This is a genomic window from Lysinibacillus sp. GJ-1 (assembly GCF_021166035.1).
GTDB lineage: Bacteria > Bacillota > Bacilli > Bacillales_A > Planococcaceae > Lysinibacillus > Lysinibacillus sphaericus.
Window position 1 is genome coordinate 3,417,494 of sequence record NZ_CP088912.1, and the last position, 19,365, is coordinate 3,436,858.

Annotated in this window: 14 protein-coding genes and 1 pseudogene; 7 read left to right on the forward strand and 8 right to left on the reverse strand. The window is 31.8% G+C overall.

From position 1 onward, the window contains the following. Positions 1–5 precede the first annotated feature (5 nt). The 3 genes from LO754_RS16930 to LO754_RS16940 form a co-directional block, all read right to left on the reverse strand. A complete protein-coding gene (locus LO754_RS16930) occupies positions 6–1,514 on the reverse strand; it encodes a DISARM anti-phage system protein DrmE domain-containing protein (RefSeq protein WP_231784867.1) in 1,509 nt (502 codons plus the stop codon). Then, positions 1,498–2,454 (reverse strand): hypothetical protein, encoded by a 957-nt coding sequence (locus LO754_RS16935; RefSeq protein ID WP_231784868.1) that lies wholly within the window; start codon positions 2,452–2,454, stop codon positions 1,498–1,500. The genes LO754_RS16930 and LO754_RS16935 overlap by 17 nt, the downstream gene beginning before the upstream one ends. 572 nt (positions 2,455–3,026) lie before the next feature. Beyond that, complete coding sequence (locus LO754_RS16940; protein ID WP_231784869.1) at positions 3,027–4,274, reverse strand: DNA (cytosine-5-)-methyltransferase; 1,248 nt, start codon at positions 4,272–4,274, stop codon at positions 3,027–3,029. Between the two features lie 107 nt (positions 4,275–4,381). Here LO754_RS16940 and LO754_RS16945 point away from each other — a divergent pair, with 107 nt between their 5' ends. After that, a complete protein-coding gene (locus LO754_RS16945) occupies positions 4,382–5,254 on the forward strand; it encodes an NgoPII family restriction endonuclease (protein ID WP_231784870.1) in 873 nt (290 codons plus the stop codon). Positions 5,255–5,902: 648 nt separating this feature from the next. Here the strand turns inward: LO754_RS16945 and LO754_RS16950 are convergent. Then, entirely contained in the window at positions 5,903–6,790 is an 888-nt protein-coding gene (locus LO754_RS16950; RefSeq protein WP_231784871.1) for a hypothetical protein, read from the reverse strand. A 445-nt stretch (positions 6,791–7,235) separates the two neighbouring features. Between LO754_RS16950 and LO754_RS16955 the strand changes: the two genes are divergently transcribed. From LO754_RS16955 to LO754_RS16970, 4 genes and pseudogenes are all read left to right on the forward strand, one after another. Further along, a complete protein-coding gene (locus tag LO754_RS16955) occupies positions 7,236–8,711 on the forward strand; it encodes a site-specific integrase (RefSeq protein WP_231784872.1) in 1,476 nt (491 codons plus the stop codon). A gap of 12 nt (positions 8,712–8,723) precedes the next feature. Next, complete coding sequence (locus LO754_RS16960) at positions 8,724–9,845, forward strand: tyrosine-type recombinase/integrase (RefSeq protein ID WP_231784873.1); 1,122 nt, start codon at positions 8,724–8,726, stop codon at positions 9,843–9,845. After that, entirely contained in the window at positions 9,842–10,804 is a 963-nt protein-coding gene (locus tag LO754_RS16965) for a tyrosine-type recombinase/integrase (protein WP_231784874.1), read from the forward strand. The genes LO754_RS16960 and LO754_RS16965 overlap by 4 nt, the downstream gene beginning before the upstream one ends. Positions 10,805–11,214: 410 nt before the next feature. After that, positions 11,215–12,182: pseudogene (locus LO754_RS16970) on the forward strand (IS3 family transposase); the annotation flags it as partial. Between the two features lie 213 nt (positions 12,183–12,395). Here the strand turns inward: LO754_RS16970 and LO754_RS16975 are convergent. After that, positions 12,396–12,632, reverse strand: coding sequence for a hypothetical protein (locus LO754_RS16975; RefSeq protein ID WP_231784875.1), 237 nt, complete (start codon positions 12,630–12,632; stop codon positions 12,396–12,398). A 773-nt stretch (positions 12,633–13,405) separates the two neighbouring features. Between LO754_RS16975 and LO754_RS16980 the strand changes: the two genes are divergently transcribed. Further along, complete coding sequence (locus LO754_RS16980) at positions 13,406–13,690, forward strand: DUF771 domain-containing protein (protein ID WP_435892074.1); 285 nt, start codon at positions 13,406–13,408, stop codon at positions 13,688–13,690. Between the two features lie 67 nt (positions 13,691–13,757). Continuing rightward, a complete protein-coding gene (locus LO754_RS16985) occupies positions 13,758–14,696 on the forward strand; it encodes a tyrosine-type recombinase/integrase (protein WP_231784876.1) in 939 nt (312 codons plus the stop codon). Positions 14,697–15,207: 511 nt separating this feature from the next. Here LO754_RS16985 and LO754_RS16990 read toward each other — a convergent pair. The 3 genes from LO754_RS16990 to LO754_RS17000 form a co-directional block, all read right to left on the reverse strand. Beyond that, positions 15,208–15,837 carry a hypothetical protein gene (locus LO754_RS16990; protein WP_231784877.1) on the reverse strand — a complete coding sequence of 210 codons (630 nt, stop codon included), beginning with the start codon at positions 15,835–15,837 and terminating at the stop codon, positions 15,208–15,210. Positions 15,838–16,292: 455 nt separating this feature from the next. Beyond that, positions 16,293–17,264: a phospholipase D-like domain-containing protein gene (locus LO754_RS16995; protein WP_231784878.1), complete on the reverse strand. Its 972-nt coding sequence runs from the start codon at positions 17,262–17,264 to the stop codon at positions 16,293–16,295. 327 nt (positions 17,265–17,591) lie between these two features. Beyond that, entirely contained in the window at positions 17,592–18,539 is a 948-nt protein-coding gene (locus LO754_RS17000; RefSeq protein WP_231784879.1) for a DNA/RNA non-specific endonuclease, read from the reverse strand. Positions 18,540–19,365 lie beyond the last annotated feature (826 nt).

The following is a 19,365-nucleotide window of genomic DNA, read 5'->3' on the forward strand; positions in this document are numbered from 1 at the left end:
TCACCTCAAGTTTTAATAATTTTTAACGTTTCATTTTCTGGGATAAAGTGACTTTTTGCTGATAATTTTTTAATTTCTTCAATGTTGAACGAGGCACCTTTAAACTCTGAAGATTCAAAGGTATAGTAGCCTTTTTCTTCAATAATATTTTCCAAGTTTTTATCAAGCTCATTCATTAAGCTACTCGAAATTTTTCGACCTGCAGAAATATGTGCACTGTTAATAAGCTTCGTAGAGTTTAAAATGATCTTCTTTTTATCTTCTTCAAAATTCATTACATCAAGTAGTCCTGACAAGCACGTTGGCTTAATCGAAAAACTACTGATCCAATATTTTATATTGTGGACATGGGCTACATCTAAATTGTATTTTTTACGGTAAACTATTGATACTTTTTCGATACCGTTCATCTCAACAATTTTACGTAGCTTACGTTTCCATAATTCCACGTGTTTACGATGTTTTGCTGCGTCTTCTCCTAAAATTTCGTCCGCAATATCACGAATAAATGTCGTTGCATTCTGTGTGCGGAATAATAATAAATCGCCTTTTTCAATTTCTTTAACGTTTGCTTGCGTAATTTTTAACGTATCACGATCGATGACATTTATTTTTTGCAACATCGGTAAGAAAATATAGTTGTTGTTTGAAATAACGGCTAGTTTTGCTTCAATAAGGTCTGAAGTATCTTTTGCCTGACTTTCATATTGTGACACAATCATTTCTTCACTTGCCTTTGATGATTGCTCATTTGAAATTTCTTTTAATGAAATGCCATGTGTCCCTAGACCAATTTGCACTTGTCGATAAATCGTATTGATACGCTGTTCTTTTTGCACGATATTTTTAAACGATGTCGTTCGGTATAAATTATTTTCAAAGCTTCCGTACGCGATAAAAATATTTTTACGGGCGTAAAATACTTCGCTAAACTTTTTACCGAAATAGCTTGGTGTTCCAATAAAAAGCAGCGTTTTAACAAAGAGACCTTCATCTACAAACTCTTTGTCATGCATTATACGAATCGTTGAATCACCGAATTGCAATTCATTATCCAATATTTTATTTTTTATCAAAATCACAGTGTTATCAGGATTGATTTTTTGCGAATCAATAAGAGAATCGATACATGTCAAATAAGCATTTGTTTCAATACTACGCAACTCACGAATGATATTTATAATTGGTTCCACAACATCTTTATACAACTCTGCATATGCTTTACGTCTCGTAAAATTAATGAAATGTACAATTTCAGCATTATTTGCTTTAAAAAAGTTGCTGTAATTGCGAATCGTTCCAAAAACACGCCGACATACTTTCATAAACTGTTGCGTTTCCACCTGTAGTAACTCATCTGCAGAGTAATAAGAATTCACATAGTCCTTTAACTTTTTTAAATTAATTGTAAGTACATCAATTTGTGGATGTTCTACTTTTTCAAACTCAACGGTACTATTGGTACTAAATAAGCGGTTCACTAAATCCAAACTTGCTTTACGGTATCCAGACAATAATTTCAACTCCTTCTGGTATATTCGTATTTCTCTGTTGTAAATATTCAATAAGTCGATCATTAATAATCGTATTTTTACCCGTTAAACAATCTTGCTCAATTTTGAACTGCAACTCTTCAAATTTTTCCTTCAATTCATGGCGATCTACTATAATCGCACATCTTTTTTCTTTAAATAAATCAAGCTTACGCAGCGCACGGCTACTACCGTTTAAAATAATCGTCGCATCAGGTGAGACTACATCTATCGCTTTATGTTCTAAGAATCCAATATTACGAAAAGTTGTCAATGAGCCGTCAAAGAAAAAATTATCCAGCCCTACTAGCTGTTTTTTTAAATACAATGTGATTGTTTCTTTATAGATGTTCCATTCTGTTTTATTTGTATAAACATATGTATTTGGTGTATTTTGCATCATCACCAATTGTAATTTTCCTTCTTCATAAAGAGTATCTAACAAAGCATCTTCAAGAATATTAAAGACATTTTTTACTTTACGTATGTTACGAATATCTGTTATTTCCTCGTCGTAAATACTCACATGTGTAGACCAGCGCTCTTCAGGTACATAATTAATAGAATTCATGCGCCCTCTCAATATTAGTGCACGTGCTTTTGAAATTGGATGCTCCCCGACTTTTTCTACAGAATGGGCAATCCATTCGTCATCTACTTTATATAAAACGCGTTGCCCAGGTTGCAATAATAAATATTTTTCTAGTAAACGTTCTTTTATCGGATGTTGAAAATCATAATCGATACATCCTAATGTAAATACATAAGAGAAAAGTAAGCTGGAAGGAACAGACACATAAACTTTCACAAATTCTGGTTGCATTTTCAAAAAATGTGCAAGTTCAATACCAAACTTCATCCATATTTCTAACGGGAGAACATCTCCATTCGGATGGACGTATTGAAATATTTTTAACGACAAGCTAATCCCCCTCATTTATATAATTCTTTTAAATATTGGCTCTTTTTAATGGATAACGTTTACTAATATTATATACTTATTTACCTACTATTGAATAAGAATTAGATAATTTAACCTAAAAATGCAACTTGCTCTTCTTAGCATTTCATGATATATCCCTTTAAAAATTCCAACAATAAATTCATCAAAACCAGATTACAAGTAGGAATGTCGGAACCTTTTGATACATGACCGTGATCTGTTTTTTGTAGAAAGTGTACAGTGCGAAATCCAGCCATCTTTGAATCGTTTGGTTATAACTCACTCCACTAATTTAGTGAGAAGTATGGTTGCCCTATTTATCCGCTAGAGCCTTCTCAGAAGCTATCAGTTTGCCTATATTATAAAGTTTTCCACCACGATCGTGCCCCCCCCATTGAGGAGCTTACGATGAGGAGGCTGGTCGTATAGCTGAGTATGTTTCCCCACGGATTGATAGATAGTATAGGCTATTAAGACCATAAAATAAAAGAACTCATCCCAATAAACTGGAATGAGCATTGATGAATATCTTTTATGAATTTATTTCTTACTTAAATAATTTTTTCATATAAGAACTTAATAATTGGACGAACCATTTTTTCAGCTAGTATGACTGGCACTGCATTGCCAATTTGTTTGTATTGTTCATTAAGTTTATGATTATTCGTAACGTTTTCCTTATTGCCATTTGAAAACTCGAACCAGTTAGGAAAAGATTGAATACGGGCAACTTCGCGAACAGATAAACGACGATTAAAATTACCTTGAAACTCCCAAGAGTCTTTCCCCTTTTTTTCCATAGGTTCGCCGTGAGGGTGCATAGGAGCTTGTCTACCACTCGCTTGAATAGTAAAGCTTTGCTCGTCCCAGTTCTTTTTACGATTACGGCTCATATACATACTTGAAAACGAACCTTCGTAAACATCTTTAGCATCCAAAGGCAAATCGCTAATCGTATCTTTCAAAGTGACATATGGAAGTTTCCCTTCTCCATGTGTTGGTGCAGGAACTTCGTATTCAAAACCATATTTTTCACGAATATCATTGCGGATTCCGACAATAAATACTCGTTCACGAAGTTGTGGAACTCCATAATCGCGAGAATTTACTAAATGGGCAGTAACATAATAACCCGCAGCTTTAAAGTCTTCTATCATTTGGCTAAGAACTTGTCCTTTAGCCATTGTCATAAGACCTTTTACATTTTCAGCAACAAAAAACTCGGGTGTACTTTGCACTAAAGCACGAATGTAATGGACGTACAGAAAGTTCCGTGGATCATCGAGTAATCGAGGACCGGAACTGCTAAAACCTGGACATGGAAATCCGCCGAGCATAAGATTACAGCTCGGAAATTCTGCTACTTTACGAATATCCTTTGCAACTTTAGTAACAGTTGGAGCAAAGTTATTAACATAAGTCATATTTGCTGATGTAAACATATCATTTGAATAAACAAAATTACATTTTACTTCACTACGCAATTTCAAATATTCTTCTTTATTTTCAAAAGCTCTGTATGCTTTTTCTTCTCCAAATTGAACGACCATACTTGAAAGTTCTACTCCCAAATCTAAGCCGCCCGCACCCGAGAACAACGAAACAATATTCGTTTCTCCTTCGGCGAAATGAAGCTTTTTTAGTATTTCTTTTTCTTCTAATCTATCTTGTTCAGTGATATTAGTTTGAACAAGTTTGTTTTCTTCAAGAATTTTCTCGAACAAAACATTTTGTACTTCTTCGGGCGTGAAAGTAAGCGAAGACACAAAAGTTCTTTTTTCTCTTTCAGCAACTACCATAAGAAATCACTCCTTTTCAATATATAGTATCTTACCATAATAGTTTGTGTTTGGCCAGTCTATATATCTATGAGAAAATAGAGAAAACAAACAGAAGGAGAAATGAAATGACACAATCACCTACAACAAATGTTTTAGTGGCTTTAAAGAACATTCTCGATAGGAATTCAAGTATTCTCACACCAATTTTCCGATCAAACGGTTCAGCAAATGCAGCAGGAGATAGCCTTGAATATTTCGTGAAGGATATGTTTTGCACAGGTGCTAGTCAATACCAGTACGAACACGAAAAAATGATTAAGTACAATGAATATCTTAGTTGGACAGGTAACTCTTCTAACTTCCCCGATTTTATTGTTAAAGGTGGAGTTGGTGTTGAGCCAAAAAAACTAAATAATCAGAGCTATTCTTCTCTAGCATTAAACAGTTCTTATCCAAAAGATTACATCTATCCCGATAGTCAGAACTTACCTAGAGAGATTAGTGAGGAAACGTGGGATAGAAAAGAGGTTATTTACGTTACTGGGAATTTAAACACTCAAAACAACAAACTTCTTTCTCTTTGGTTTGCTTACGGAAATACAATGGTAGCTGACCGCTCTACATATTTAAGTCTAATTGACGAGATTAGGGAAGCAGTAGCAAGTACAAACGCTACATTGATTGATTCTAAGGAATTGGCTCGTGCCAAGGGAATTGACCCACTAAAACTATCAAACCTTCGAGTTCGAGGAATGTATGAATTAGAACACCCACATAAAGTATTTAGTGACTATATTTCACGAGATGATATTCCAACTGACGCAACAAAAATATTTGTAATGATGCTAACTGATGATTACATAGCACTTGAAGAACAACCTGATTTTTCTACACATTTCGCTAGTGGAAAACTGAAAAAAACTAAAATATTTATTCCAAACCCAAATAACCCTAGTGAAAATCTCGAGGCAATTTTATTCGAAGGTTGGACTGATTAATAAATTTAGGTAGATAATTAGTGATTGACTTTCGGCTTTTAAAAATTACTGAATGCGAGCGAATGAGGAGAGCAATTGGACATAGTTATTCCCTACTTTCAAAGATAAAAACAATTGTCAATGAAAATAGAGAATAACTTGATATACTGAACGTTCGCTCAGAATTTGAGTTTCTTGTATCACCTTGTTTAGTTTTCGCTTTTCAGCTCCACGTAACCCCTCTAAATTCTGCCCTAAAGGTCTTTGTCGTTTACGTGTTCCAGTTCCTTAGAACTCAGATATACCACTCCTAGCCATTAATGGTCGCTAACACCATTCACACTCAAAGCGAAACAAGGAACTCTTGAATAGAGTGCTATACGTTTGTTTGCTTCGGAAACGTCATAACCTTTCCAGTTTTATTTTGATTCGAGTTAGTGGGCAACCTCGAAAGAGTATTTCCTAAAAAAGACAATAGGAAAGTAGACCTTCCATACGTTTTATATACTTTTAACAATGGACGAGTTTATAGACAAAAAAATAAAAAAAGAGAACATAAACGTTAATTCATGTTCTCTCTTCAATTCATCTATTAAATGATGGTTTTTTATACAATACAGTTTCTAACAAAAAAATACCCGCTTAAGAAATTAACTTAAGCGGGTATTTTTAATCAAAATTTATTTTAGATGCCTCTACTTCAAAATTCCTTATTTTTTCCATCGTTTCCGTATTCAAGCTATTTAATACATTTCTCCACAAAAATTCTTTTGGGAGATTAATTACATTATGTTGTAAATCTTCAGCGAAAGGAATTAAAATATAAAGCTTTTTGTTATCACGTAAAAAAGCATCTCGAATATATATTTCATTTTTTACTCCTAATGATTTTTCTAAATTTAAAAGCTCTGGATTATTAATGTTCGCTACATTTTCGAGGTGTATTTCGATGGTAAAAAATTCTTTTCTAATATCAACTCGAGAATAAAGCTCAGTTTTTCTACCAGCTTTAAAAAAATCATTTACAATTTTAACTCCATAAATATTCCTGTTGCTTTTAATTCCACTTTTTGCTTCTAATAATATTTCTTCGATTAGTAATCGTAAATTTTTAGTTTCAATTTGAAGCGCATCATACTCAGCAAATGAATATAGCATTTCATACTTAGTATAGTGAGCTAAATATCTAAATGGTAAATCAAAAACTATGGCTAAACGGCAAATTACATCAAGTCTTGTACTTATCACATTATCAGGCATAATATTGTTTTTAATAAAATATCCGATTGAGCTTTTCCGAAAATCCACACAATTTTCTATATCTAAATCAGATAAATTAAATAGCCCTTTCATGGCATTGCATCGAAGGCCAATAGAAATATTAGATAAAAATTCGTTTAGCATATAGACATTATCATTTACTAAGTAATTTAGTTCAACTAATTTTTCATTTTTACTTAATCCTCTTCTTCTGAGATAATCCTCAAAAGTTATTTTACCGCTAATTAATTCCCAAATTAGTTTTATATGATCAGGATTTAAACCTTTGTGTATCATCTAATCATCACCTGATTAAATGATACAAGTATTAAATTGTAAAATATTGCTTGACCAAAATTTTGGTCAAGTAAATTTGTTTTTAAAATAAAACAATACTTTAAATAGAACCTGTGAAAGTTGAATTTAGACATGTTGCTATTCCAATTAATAATTTAATTTCTTTCAATCAACATATCGTCAGAAATTAAGAAGAGCTCCAATTAAATAATCTGCTTTATACTTAGTACTCATATCCTTGAAAGTAAATATCAGAATGGGGCATAGAATTACAATTTGAACAGTTTTATAAAAACTTGCACTAATTTTAACGGTAAGTTTCATAAGCCCCACCTCCTTCCAAAATTATGATAAAGAATCTGAGTACACGATTTAATTGTAATTAATTTTACTTTTTCAAAATGATTATGAATCCTCACTAAACCACTAAAGGAGTGTAACAATAATGGAAAAGAAAGAAGATTTGTCGATTACAAATCAATTATTCATTAATTTCTTACTGTATGATGATTCAAGAAATATGAAAGATATTTCATGGAATGCTTCTTCCACGACAAATTTTTCACATAGTTGTTTAAATTCATTATCGTATAGCCATATTGATATTAAGACATATTCAAATGAAAGTATGGTGATGATATTGAATAATCTCTACCAACTAGATAAGGAAATACAGCAAAAATACAAAGGTCCCACAGGAATTAATTCAATAATCCTCGAATCTTATTCAATTAAGGCAAATAAGTTACTAAAATTTTTGCAATCAAAAAATCAAATTAAACCCTATACATTTTTTCTGTATTACAAGATTATTGAAGAATTTCTCTCTTATTGTTCATTACATCTAAATAAATCACCTACAAACATCCAAGATTTTGATTTGTATGATGAAAATCTTTTCCTTAGTTTTGTTTCTGAAAAAAATTTAACAAATAGTAAGATTAATCAATTTGAAAAGATATACTCATTATATTTTTCAAACGATAAATTTTTAAATCCCTTAAATACAGATAAAAAGTTTGAAGAATTTAATCATGTTGTTTTAGAACGCCACTTGGACGAAGTAAGAAAAGAATGTACTAAAAGTACAGTTAAAAGAAGAAAACATGATTATAAAAATTTTTTAAATTGGTTAACCACATTTTATGTTAAATTTCACAGTTATTCTTTAAATTCCATTCCACTTTATCTAGTTACCGCAGATCACATAGAAGATTATAAAGTTTATTTGATGAGACAGTTTCATGGAGGAGTTTATAAAAAACATACCATTAGTGATACATTTTATAATATCCGTTCCTTATTTGAATGTTTGTATCATATGAGGATAATACCAAATGATATAACAAAAAATATAAACAGCATTAAATTTGATAAGTATAAATATCGAGACTTACCAACAAATCAACATTTATCTGAATTTTTTGGTGCAGTTATGTGTTATACACCCGATCCTTTAAAATTTTGTACTGCTTATAAGTTGATGCTTTATTTAGGGTTAAGAAAAAGCGAAGTTGCTTATTTAGAATCCTCTAATATTAACTTTGGTACCAATACAATATCGGTTAAAGGGAAAGGTAATAAATATGACATCCTTCCCTTGCCTAAGCTATTATTGGATGATTTATATTCCTTAATTAATCTAAATGAAAAGTACGTTTTTTGTGATAAACCTCAAACTTTCAAAAGTGAACTGTACAACTATTACAAATTAATAAGTTTCGTTTTTAATTGGGATTTTCCAGGTGGAGTCCATATTTTCCGGCATACTTTTATAACAAGACTCTCAGAACAACCAAATCTACTACCCCAAGTCATACAATATTTAAGCCGGCATGCGAGGCCTGATACAACAAGTCTTTATATTCATCGAGACGATAAATCTTTAAATAATGCAATAAATAAAATTAATTATTTTTAAAGGAGTATTAATATGCCAATACAAAGACCAGGGGGCTCCCCACTTGAAAAAGTAAGAACTGAACTTCAGGTTATATTAAATAACTATGGTCCTGGATTACTCGAACAGGTTGTTAATGAGATTGGACTTACTAAAATAGAAGTTAATATTGATAAAAAACAAGATGCTACTTTAGAAGAGTATAGAATATTACCTTTGCAGTTCTTTTTTCTTGGATTAAGTGAGTCTTCTAAGAAGACATATAAATCAGAATTAATTCAATTTAAATCATTCGTAACGAAGGAATATGGTGAAAATACGAATCTCCAAAAAGCGGCAGAACCAATGGTATTAGTAAAATATTTACTTCCATATAAATATTCCAATACAAAAGCTAAAAAGAGTGCTTTCCTTCGATCTTTTTTTAGATGCGTTTTGAAACAATTCTTAAACAAAGATATTTCTGCTATAAAGGATGTCTTAAAATTAAAATGGTCAAATGATAATTTGCCAAAAGCCCTCACAAAAGTACAACTAGCAGAAATTATTTGTTTATCTCAAATGTTTAGTAATGAGCTTCGTAATTATACAATCCTCTGGGTCTTTTTAGGTTCAGGTATCCGTTTAAATGAGTTACTAAATCTAAAAATTTCAGATATTGATGCAGAGAATAAGACAATCAAAGTAATACCTAAAAAATATGAAGAGAGTAAAAAGCCCAGAAAAATTAGTCGTGTCGCTCTACTTATTCTTTTAGACTATATAAAATTTAAATACGATTATCATAAAAGAAGCATAACCGATACAGAATTTAATAATCTTTATGTTTTTTCTACAGATAACGGTCGTACTGCTATCAATAAAAGAACTATTCAGCATATGATGAAAAAATTAATTAATGAAGCAACTACAATACCTGAATCAGAAAAAAATCGCTACAGTGTTCATACACTTAGACATTGTTTTGCTATATATGGACTAGAAGCAGGTATTGATATATACACTTTATCTCGATTATTAGGCCATGAATCGATAAATTCAACTACTGTTTATTTAAAATTATTTGATGATCAATTAGAAAAGGCAATTGAAAATCATCCCCTTGCTCAAGAAGAAAAAATAAATATTCAAAAAAGGATAAGTGATGAATTATGAATCAAATCTTGTTAGACTCTGATTATTATAAAACTTGGAAGAATTATACTGAATTAAAACCTGTTTCTGTTAAGACATATACAGTAGCTCTTAGAAAATTTGAGAAATACTTAGTTCATTGTGGTCACAAGGGTCAGTTAGATTTTGATAATTTTTATTTCTATGAAGAATCTAATGAATATTCTCCTATCGATAAAAAATTTATCGATGAATATCTAGATTATTTACGTTATGAGCAAAATGCTACCAAGCACATTCTGTATGATAATATCGTATACTTGAAGAATTTCTTTGGTTTTTTAAAAAGTGTGAATAAGATTAATTCAAACCCTATGGCTCATTATAAAAATAATTACTACGAACGAAAATTGATTGATCGATCTTTATCTATAAATGAATGCAGAAAACTGTTGAATGCTGCATTAACTAACGATCCTTTTTTTAGACAAGACTATATTTTATTACTTCTAATGATGACAACAGGATTACGAAACAAAGAGGTTAGAAACTTAAGTCTAGAACAAATTTCTTTCGATAGAGGTGTCATTTTAGTTGATAAAGGGCAAAAAAACTCGGCCAACATAGTATATATGCCTACATCACTTAAAAATGAATTAAAACGTTACCTCTCACATCCTATGTTTAAGGAATGGGAAAAAAACGGTAACCAACTTGTCTTTTTCAAAAATTTAAAAATGTTAAGTTCTGAAAAATTAAATGAACTAATTAAAACCATTTCTCAATCAGCAGGAATAACAAAAAATGTTAATGCCCATACATTTAGACATACAACGGCTTACCTTATGCAAATGGGTAACATTGACATTTCTATAATTCAAAAGCAACTAAGGCACGTTTCGAGTTCTACAACAATTAGATACCTACCGCCATTTAAAAAATATAACGCACTAATAGACGTCAATGCCCTAAGTATTGAGGAAAAAAATAAAATGGAATAGTTATTATGATTATTTGGAGTACGCAGTCACACTTACATTAATCCAAATTGATTATACTAATACATTAGTTTGAGGAGTATTAGCAATTAAGATGTATGGGTACATCCTATGAACTATTAAGAGGAATAGTTAATCTCCTGTGGGGAACAGGATAGCTTTGAGTGGATATTTTTAATATAACACAAAAAACAATAAATCAATACAAAAAATTAAACTTTATACTACATTTTTAATTAACGAACAATTGCTTTCTAGAGATACCACCTACCTATCTGGACAAAAGATATGTAATACAGATAAAACAAAAAAGAGGAATGGAACTGACCCCAACAGTATAGACAAATAAAAAAAGCATCTTCGATTGAAATCGGGTATAGATACCCAAACTTCAATTAGGAGGTGCTTTTTCTATGGGAACAAGAGTGAGTTATCCATATGAAGTAAAAATGAAAGCGATTGAGATGCGATTAGCGGGTGTACCTGTCAAACAGATTCTATTGGAATTAAATATACGCCATAAAACACAGGTCGAAACATGGGTGCGTTGGTATAGAAATGGTGAAGTCAATCGTTTAAAACAACCTGTAGGCAAACAATATATCTTTAATAAGGGTCCTGAACCGGACAATGAACAAACGAAATTAGCATTGGAAAACCGTTATTTAAAGCAACAAATTGAGGTGCTAAAAAAGTACGCAGAGTTGGAGAGGAAGTGGTTGGAGAAGTAGCAGTACAGTTAGTTGCGTCACTAAGAAGCATGATGTCTGTAAAGGACATTTGTAAACATTTTGGGATTGCACGATCTACCTACTATCGTTGGAAACAGGCATCAACCGATGCAAGGTCTCGTCAAGCAATAGAGAGACGTATCGGTGAACTCTGTCGTACAAATAAATTTCGCTATGGCTACAGAAAAATTACAGCACTCTTACGTCAAGAAATGTGCGTCAATCATAAAGTGGTTCAACGTATTATGCAAAAATATGGTTGGCAATGTCGCGTGAAAGTGAAAAAACGGAAACGAACAGGACAACCTTACTCGATCGCAGCAAATTTATTAAATCGCGATTTTGAAGCCACCGCACCGTTACAGAAGCTCGTAACTGATATTACTTACTTGCCATTTGGTCAAAAACAGTTGTATCTTTCAAGTATTCAAGATTTATATAATGGTGAAATGATTGCCTATTCGATTGGAGACTGCCAAGATACTGATTTTGTACTGGATACATTAGCTCAACTTCATTATTTGCCCGAAGGGTGTACGTTGCACAGTGACCAAGGGGCGGTATACACATCGTATGATTATCAACAGGCCGTAAAAGCAAAAGGCATTACCATGAGCATGTCCCGTAAAGGTATGCCCGCTGATAATGCCCCAATGTCTTATATATCAGGGCAGTCCCTATTACTTTTACTCTTTTTTTCTTTTGTTTTGTTTTCATTTAACTGAAATGTTTTTGCCTAACTGGATCCTTAGAGTTAATCATACAACACAAACTCTTTACCAAATTCAGTTAATTCTAAATTATTTTTACCTTTCAATTTAAAGATTTTAAGCGTGGATATGTAGATTTTTTTCCTTAAGCATTTAAAGATATTTCTGCAGCGCATTAATTGCATCCTCTATTGCTTCTAAATTTATCTCTAAATAAGTATTCGTTTTTGTTGTTAGAATTCCTTTTCTAACTAAATTTCGACGAACTAATTCATATTGTTCATAAGAAATATCATGTTGATCTAATACATCTTGATATCTATTGTTACTGTCTTGGTCTTCACTCAAATAGTAGCGATCGTATAATTTTAATACTGTTAAATCAATCAAAGCTCTTTTAAAGTATCATAAAAAACTAATACAAAATCTTCTTTGATTTCTTCGTGTGAAGAAATATTAATAAATCTATTGATGAAATATTCAATTTTGGGTTCCATAATTACACAATCTAACATGAATTCAAATAACTTATCAACATCCTCCCCTTGTTGTTGGGTTTTCGAGTAAAATATGTGTTGTATTTCTTCCAATCTTTGGTTAAATAGTAGTTCGATTTCTTTAACACTTCTCTGTAGCCTCGAATGTCTAATACTTGTAATAGCTCCACCTAAACCTAGAATCTTAAAGCAGCTGTAGTTAAAATAGATTCTATTGTAGTTTGTCTAATTACTTTTTTATCTAATTTCATTTCAATCCTCCTAAAATTAGTATATATCTATAATTATATTAAAATATTCTATATACACTTCTTTCGATAGGAAGAATCAAAATATTTAATAATTAGGGTGTGATGATTACTCATAAAAATGAAATAGTTTTAAAATACATAAAAGCTTTTGAAAAAACCTAAATATGCTGATAATGCAGAGATATTTAACCTATTGATTTTATGACCAAAAAATTGGTCAAGCGAAATTAACATTTTTAAATGGGGACCCTCTTCACTAAGAGACAATTCTACGGAGGTTTATTCATGTCTGTAAAAAATCAAAAAGCAGTTTTAAAAAAGTGGGAAAATCATTTAAAAAGGGAAATTAAGGAGAACAAAAATGCAACAAAAATTAAATCTTAACCTTTTAATTACAATCCCTTAGGCCTATATTATTATTGATAAAATGGATTTTGAAGAACTAAAAAAAGCAGAACTCCTTGGCGTTTATTGGTCTATGTCTGATTTAGAAAATCGTATGGGACGGAAAAAGGATTGGATCAAACAACATTTATTATATAATCCACATTTCAAATCTAAATTAGATGTAACCAATGGTGGCTTTGTTTATTATCCAAATAAAAAAGGCGAACCTTGGAGTTTTCACGCTTCAAAGATGGCAAATTTTCTCGATGAAAATTTTAAGCTAATTTTCAATACTAATGAAGTGAATTTTTAGTAATTCATTTTAGAAAAACATAAAAAAGTAAAAGCTTATAACCAATGAAGATTGAAAGGAGCAGGTTATGGCTAGCATCACAAAACGTGGATCTACTTGGCAGTACAGTGTTAGTAGAACAATTGAAGGGAAATATAAACCTATTCGTAAAGGGGGATTTCGTACTAAGAAAGAAGCTTCATTAGCAGCAGCACAAGTTGAAGCAAGTATAGCTCAAGGGGTTGCTGGTTTCAAAAAGGATATAGCCTTTGCTCAATATTTCTTAGAATGGTATCAGACTTATAAGAAGGATGTTGGGACTATTACTTTAAATTCGTATCAAGCAACGTACAATAAAATTCTTAGTCATTTTAAAGATACGCCTCTTCAAAAAATCACAAAACGAGATTATCAAAGCTTCCTAAATGACTTAGGAGATACAAATGCAAAGGATACAAATCGGAAGCTGAATGGCTACATTCGTACCTGTTTGAAGGAAGCAATTGATGAAGAATTAATAAAAAATGATTTCACTCGAAATGTCACTGTCACAGGTTCATCCGGGAAAAAGAGTTCTGAAAAATTTCTTGATTATACAAGTAGCCATTTGCTACTAAAAGATTTACACAAGAATATTGATCAAGGGATTGAAAATATTATGCTAATTTTAGCTCTATCTACCGGGCTACGTTACGGAGAGTTAATTGGATTATGTATTAATGACATAGACTTTAAAAACAATCGGATTAAGGTACATCGTCAATGGCAGTATAAGGAAGGCGGTGGTTTTGGTCCCTTAAAAACTGAAAAATCAGAGCGGACAATTAGTATTGATAAGCTAACAATGAAAGCATTAAAAAAGCATTTAATCACCGCGAAAAACAATCCAGCGAATGTGCATAATTTAGTTTTCTTTGAACCGACTTCGGATATATCTGTTGTCACAAATGACAGACTAAACGATACCCTTCGCTCCATTCTAAAGCGCTTAAATATTGAACCGCTCATTACTGTCCACGGACTATGACACACGCACTCGAGTATCCTACTTTACAAAGGTATTTCGATTTTATATGTATCAGAACGCCTTGGACACTCTAACATCGACATTACAACATCTACGTATGCACACGTCTTAAAAGAGTTGCGAGAGCGTGACTCTGAACAGACTAGTAACATCTTTGAACAACTTCTTACGGTGTAGAAACATTTGTTTCTAACATTTATAAAGAAGCAAAGCCGCTATAAGCCTTTAATAGGCTTATAGCGGCTTTTTCTCGTGCTTCCTCAACAAACTCAATAAGAAAAGCTCGATTGACTTTCACAACTGATTCTTAAACTCTTGCCCCTGTTACTTTAATATATATATTACACTTTTTTGGTAATATATCTTATCTTTTCTGCTCAGAGAAAGCTCTAAAAAATCATACACATCTATGGGGGAATACTGAAAAGGGAATGAAGACGCATCCATAATTTTATTTCCCTTTTCCCCAAATTAAAGGGATCATGCAACAGCCTTTTTTAACCATGTAGGCTTAAAATTTTGGGTCATTATATAAGTCTGTTAGTGAAAAATCTTTCTTGATTTGATCAATATTCCAACTAGTTTTTTCTGCAATATATTTCAAAAGATCATCGTATTTTTTACAATTATTGAGTTTTTTAAATTTCTCAACATCACCCTCGAAACCTTTAAAATATTCACTTTGATAATTTGGGTTGTTATAAATTTTAATAAATTCAAGGTAATCTTTTGTAGACATTTTATCTTTAATTTGAATAAGAATATCATTCCAATCTTTAATTCTTTTTTCATGTATAGGCTTTTTTATGCCAATATCTTCTTTCTCCTCATTTTTTATCTGTTGAATAAACTGCTCGATTTCAAGCATATATTGAAAAAGTTCATTCCTATTTTGAATATCCAATTCAGGTAGTAATTTATTTTCATAATGTTTATAACGCCTTTTCCTATGATGCATTTTTTTTTCTTTTGTTTTGTTTGATTCTTCTTTCTTTTCTATACGTTTTTTAATAGAATCTCCTACACCTAAAACCCCTAACATTCCAGTTATCTCTTTGCGGTTGTCTTTAATAAATTTCCCTGCTTTTGGTCCATATTTTTTTACGCCTTCTATAATTGATCCAATTGGTTTTCTAGACATATTTGTCCCCCCTTTTAGTTAGTTAACAAAAACATCTTTAAATAATAGGTTTTTTGATGATATATATCGAGTCCATCCGATTATATTAGACGTTGGAAAGATTGTTTCCTTCTTAAATTAACCTGCTTACGTTAATTTAAGTGTAACATTTCACATTGTATAGCCGAAACCTTATTTATGTTTTGGACGTAAAAATAGATCATCGAAAAGATGGTCTGATTTAACAAAACTGCGTTGTTAGTACAATAAAAAAGAGCTGCAGATGCAACTCAAAGATCTTTAACGCCCCCGTTAGCCATCCATGAAGCGCAAAAATCAGCACTTCACCACAAAAAATGAAAGATTATTACGTTCTTTCATGGGAGTTGAACAATGTATTAATTCATAGTAGCATTTTAAATTAGTGATTCAGCTTCGACCACTTCTCCCATTATTTTAGTAAGAGAGTTGCAATACTACTCTGGATCCTCGGTGAAATTACTATGGGAAAATTTAATTTCCTTCGTTGAATCAAGAGAATTTAATTTGGATTCCTCAACAATAATTGAATGTAGACACTCTAAACATGTAATCTTGTCAGGATGTGTTATAAGACTGCTACTGTCCAACTTCGTCCAAGAGTTATCGTCTTCATTTTTTACATTGTTAACAAATCGTCTATAAACGACAGGCATATGTCCCTCTATACCTTTTTCTTTACATTTATAACATTCTGCCCATTTAAAATCTAACATATTTTTTAAGCATTCAGCTTTATAACCGGATGTAGTAGTACTAGAGATATTAAACGAATCGTAATTATGATCGTCAGAAGTCACTATAATTCTATCTTCATAATAGAAGCAAGAAGATCCTTTTTTAATAACAACCATATTATTATGTAAAGTTAAATACTTAATACGAAAATGTTCGTATGGGTCTTCAACTTCATCCCCACATTCTTTGCACCTATTTAAGTTCAATTTATCTTCTATAGCCTTTGAAAAAACAAACATCTTATCAAATTCTCCAATAAATTTTTCTATTACATCCATTTCTGTTATCCTCATCATATTTTCCCAATTGTTAGCATTAGCGTTAAATGATAAATTATATGTACCTGTCCAAAGAATATTATCAATAATAATAAACTTGTGATGCATTTGACTAAAAGAATTTCCTAAAGGCGCACAATTTTCTTTAATAAAATTTTTATTTTGGATAAGTGGAACACTTACTTTCCCAATTTTAGTTTCATTTAGATTTACTTGATGATTATATACAATTCTTTTATCTAACGCTTTAGACTTATCTATAACTTCCGCTATTTCAGGGTCTTTCAAAGAATAAACAGATACTAATAATCTTTTTTTTGCATATTTTATGTCTGTAATAAGTCTATCTTTAATTTCCTCTTTTTTACCTGGTCTTGAAAAAAACACTTCCACGTGATCACCTCGTATTTTGTAGCAGTTGAACAATACTAAATTTCTACTAAACTGCTGTGTTAGTTTAAGTGTAACATTTCACATTGTATCGCCAAAACCCTCTTGATGGTTTTGTACATCAAAATAAACCAGCGAAAAGATATTCTTGTTTTATTAAAGCTACCCGTTAGTGAAAAATAATTATATTTTCACGGTACAAATTTTATAGATGATAAGACGTTTAACTTCAAGTGTTCCTGTACAGACATCTATTTGCAAATCGTTATAAATCATCCAACGAGGAAAATGTTCTTTCGTTCATTTATTTTGCCTCAAAGTTCTAGGGGCTTATTCACCTACAATACCGTCGTTATCACGATCTTGCATATATTTGTACAACCAGTGTTCTCTAGTTATTGGCATACTGAAACCAGCTACTTTTGCTTCTGCGATTGTCACGATACCATTACCATTTGTATCAACACTAGAAAGATCACCTTCATTTGTTGAAGAACTTGCTGATTTGGACTCGGACTCCTTATTTCCGGTTAGTCCAAGAGATTCGTTTACTTCATCTGGATTCACATTTTCAAATGAATCTGTAATGACATTTCCGTTTATTGTATAGGTATACTGATAGCTTGAAGGAATCTGCGTTTCCGTATTCGGATATGTGATAATTGCTTCAAAATTAGTAGCTCCACCTGCTTTACGGATTGCGTCTTCCATATAAGCCTGATCACCATGTCGGTTGAGGGTACTATTTTGCGAGGTTATATTATAAGCATTCGATACCCCTCCGAGAGAATCTGCAATTACATGTCCTTCATCTAGAAACGTACTTTCGACGCCAGGCACTTTTGCTTCATCAGAATAGTATCTGCCATTAGTTAATACAGGTTCCTTACTATCATCTTGTAGAATGATTTCGTCAGCAAGGACACGTACTAGTTGCCCGTATTCATTAGTAAATGCCCAGTATTCACGGTCTCCGTAACCAATGTCAACGACGACGTTAGGTTCACGATATCCAGACAAATTACCACCATCAACTTCAATTATTTTGTATTCTGAAAACAATTCATTATTTGATTGGGTTGGTGTTTCCTCTACTACAGGTTCATCAACAACCGTAGTGATAATTTCTTCTTTTTTGTTATTTTCATCTGTATTAACTGTGGATACTTCTTGTGAATCTGTTTCTCCATCTGTAATGGATACATCTTCTACGTTCGTACAACCAACCATAAAGATGACCGTTAAAAGTAAGGCTAAATAGTTTGTTTTCTTTTTCATTTTAGGTCTCCCTATAATTACTTTAATGACATTTAATTGTATTTTATCACATAATGTTATTCTGTTTTTCTTTTTCTCCATACAATTCACCATATAAATCACGTACAAATTAACATACTCTACAATAATTATTTCCATCAGTGTGATTTAGGGTGCGTTTCCATATGTGAAAAATTAAATAAAGTGTAATACCCTGATTTAACAAAAAAAACGCACAGTGATTTCATATGCCAAACACTGTGCGTTTTGACTAGATATTTACTTGTTTGCACCTCTGAAGTAAACCCGTTAAGTTAGATTAACTCTGTTTTTTTGTTGCCTCTCAAGGTTTTGTTTAGCAACAATCTTTAAGAAAACAGTCTAATTAAAATACCACATCGAACTCATAACCTGTGCCTAGAGGTTCTATTGAAGTTAATTTACGACACTTTGGTAATATTCAATCCACTTTTCCATTTCCCGCTCCACGGCTCGATTTTGCCACTCAAACCAAATGCCTGAACATTCACTACAATGACTGTCTACTCCAATATTTTTATGCAAATCTCTACGTGTAAATAAGGTCTTTTTACGTCAACTATAGCAGTAAATTTCTTTATCTTCATAAAACGCTATAACAATCAGCCCCTTCATTTTACACATTTTCATTTCCAATTTACATATATTCCATTCTGAATTACAAAGTATTTCATTAAGAACGATGGATGGCATTCAAGAATAGTGTTTAATGAGGACTTCGGCTAATTGAATCCGAATAGTTACACTTAACCTTTTAACGGCTTAGTGTAATAACAGTTAAGAAGCGACTTCATAATACTTTTTCTTG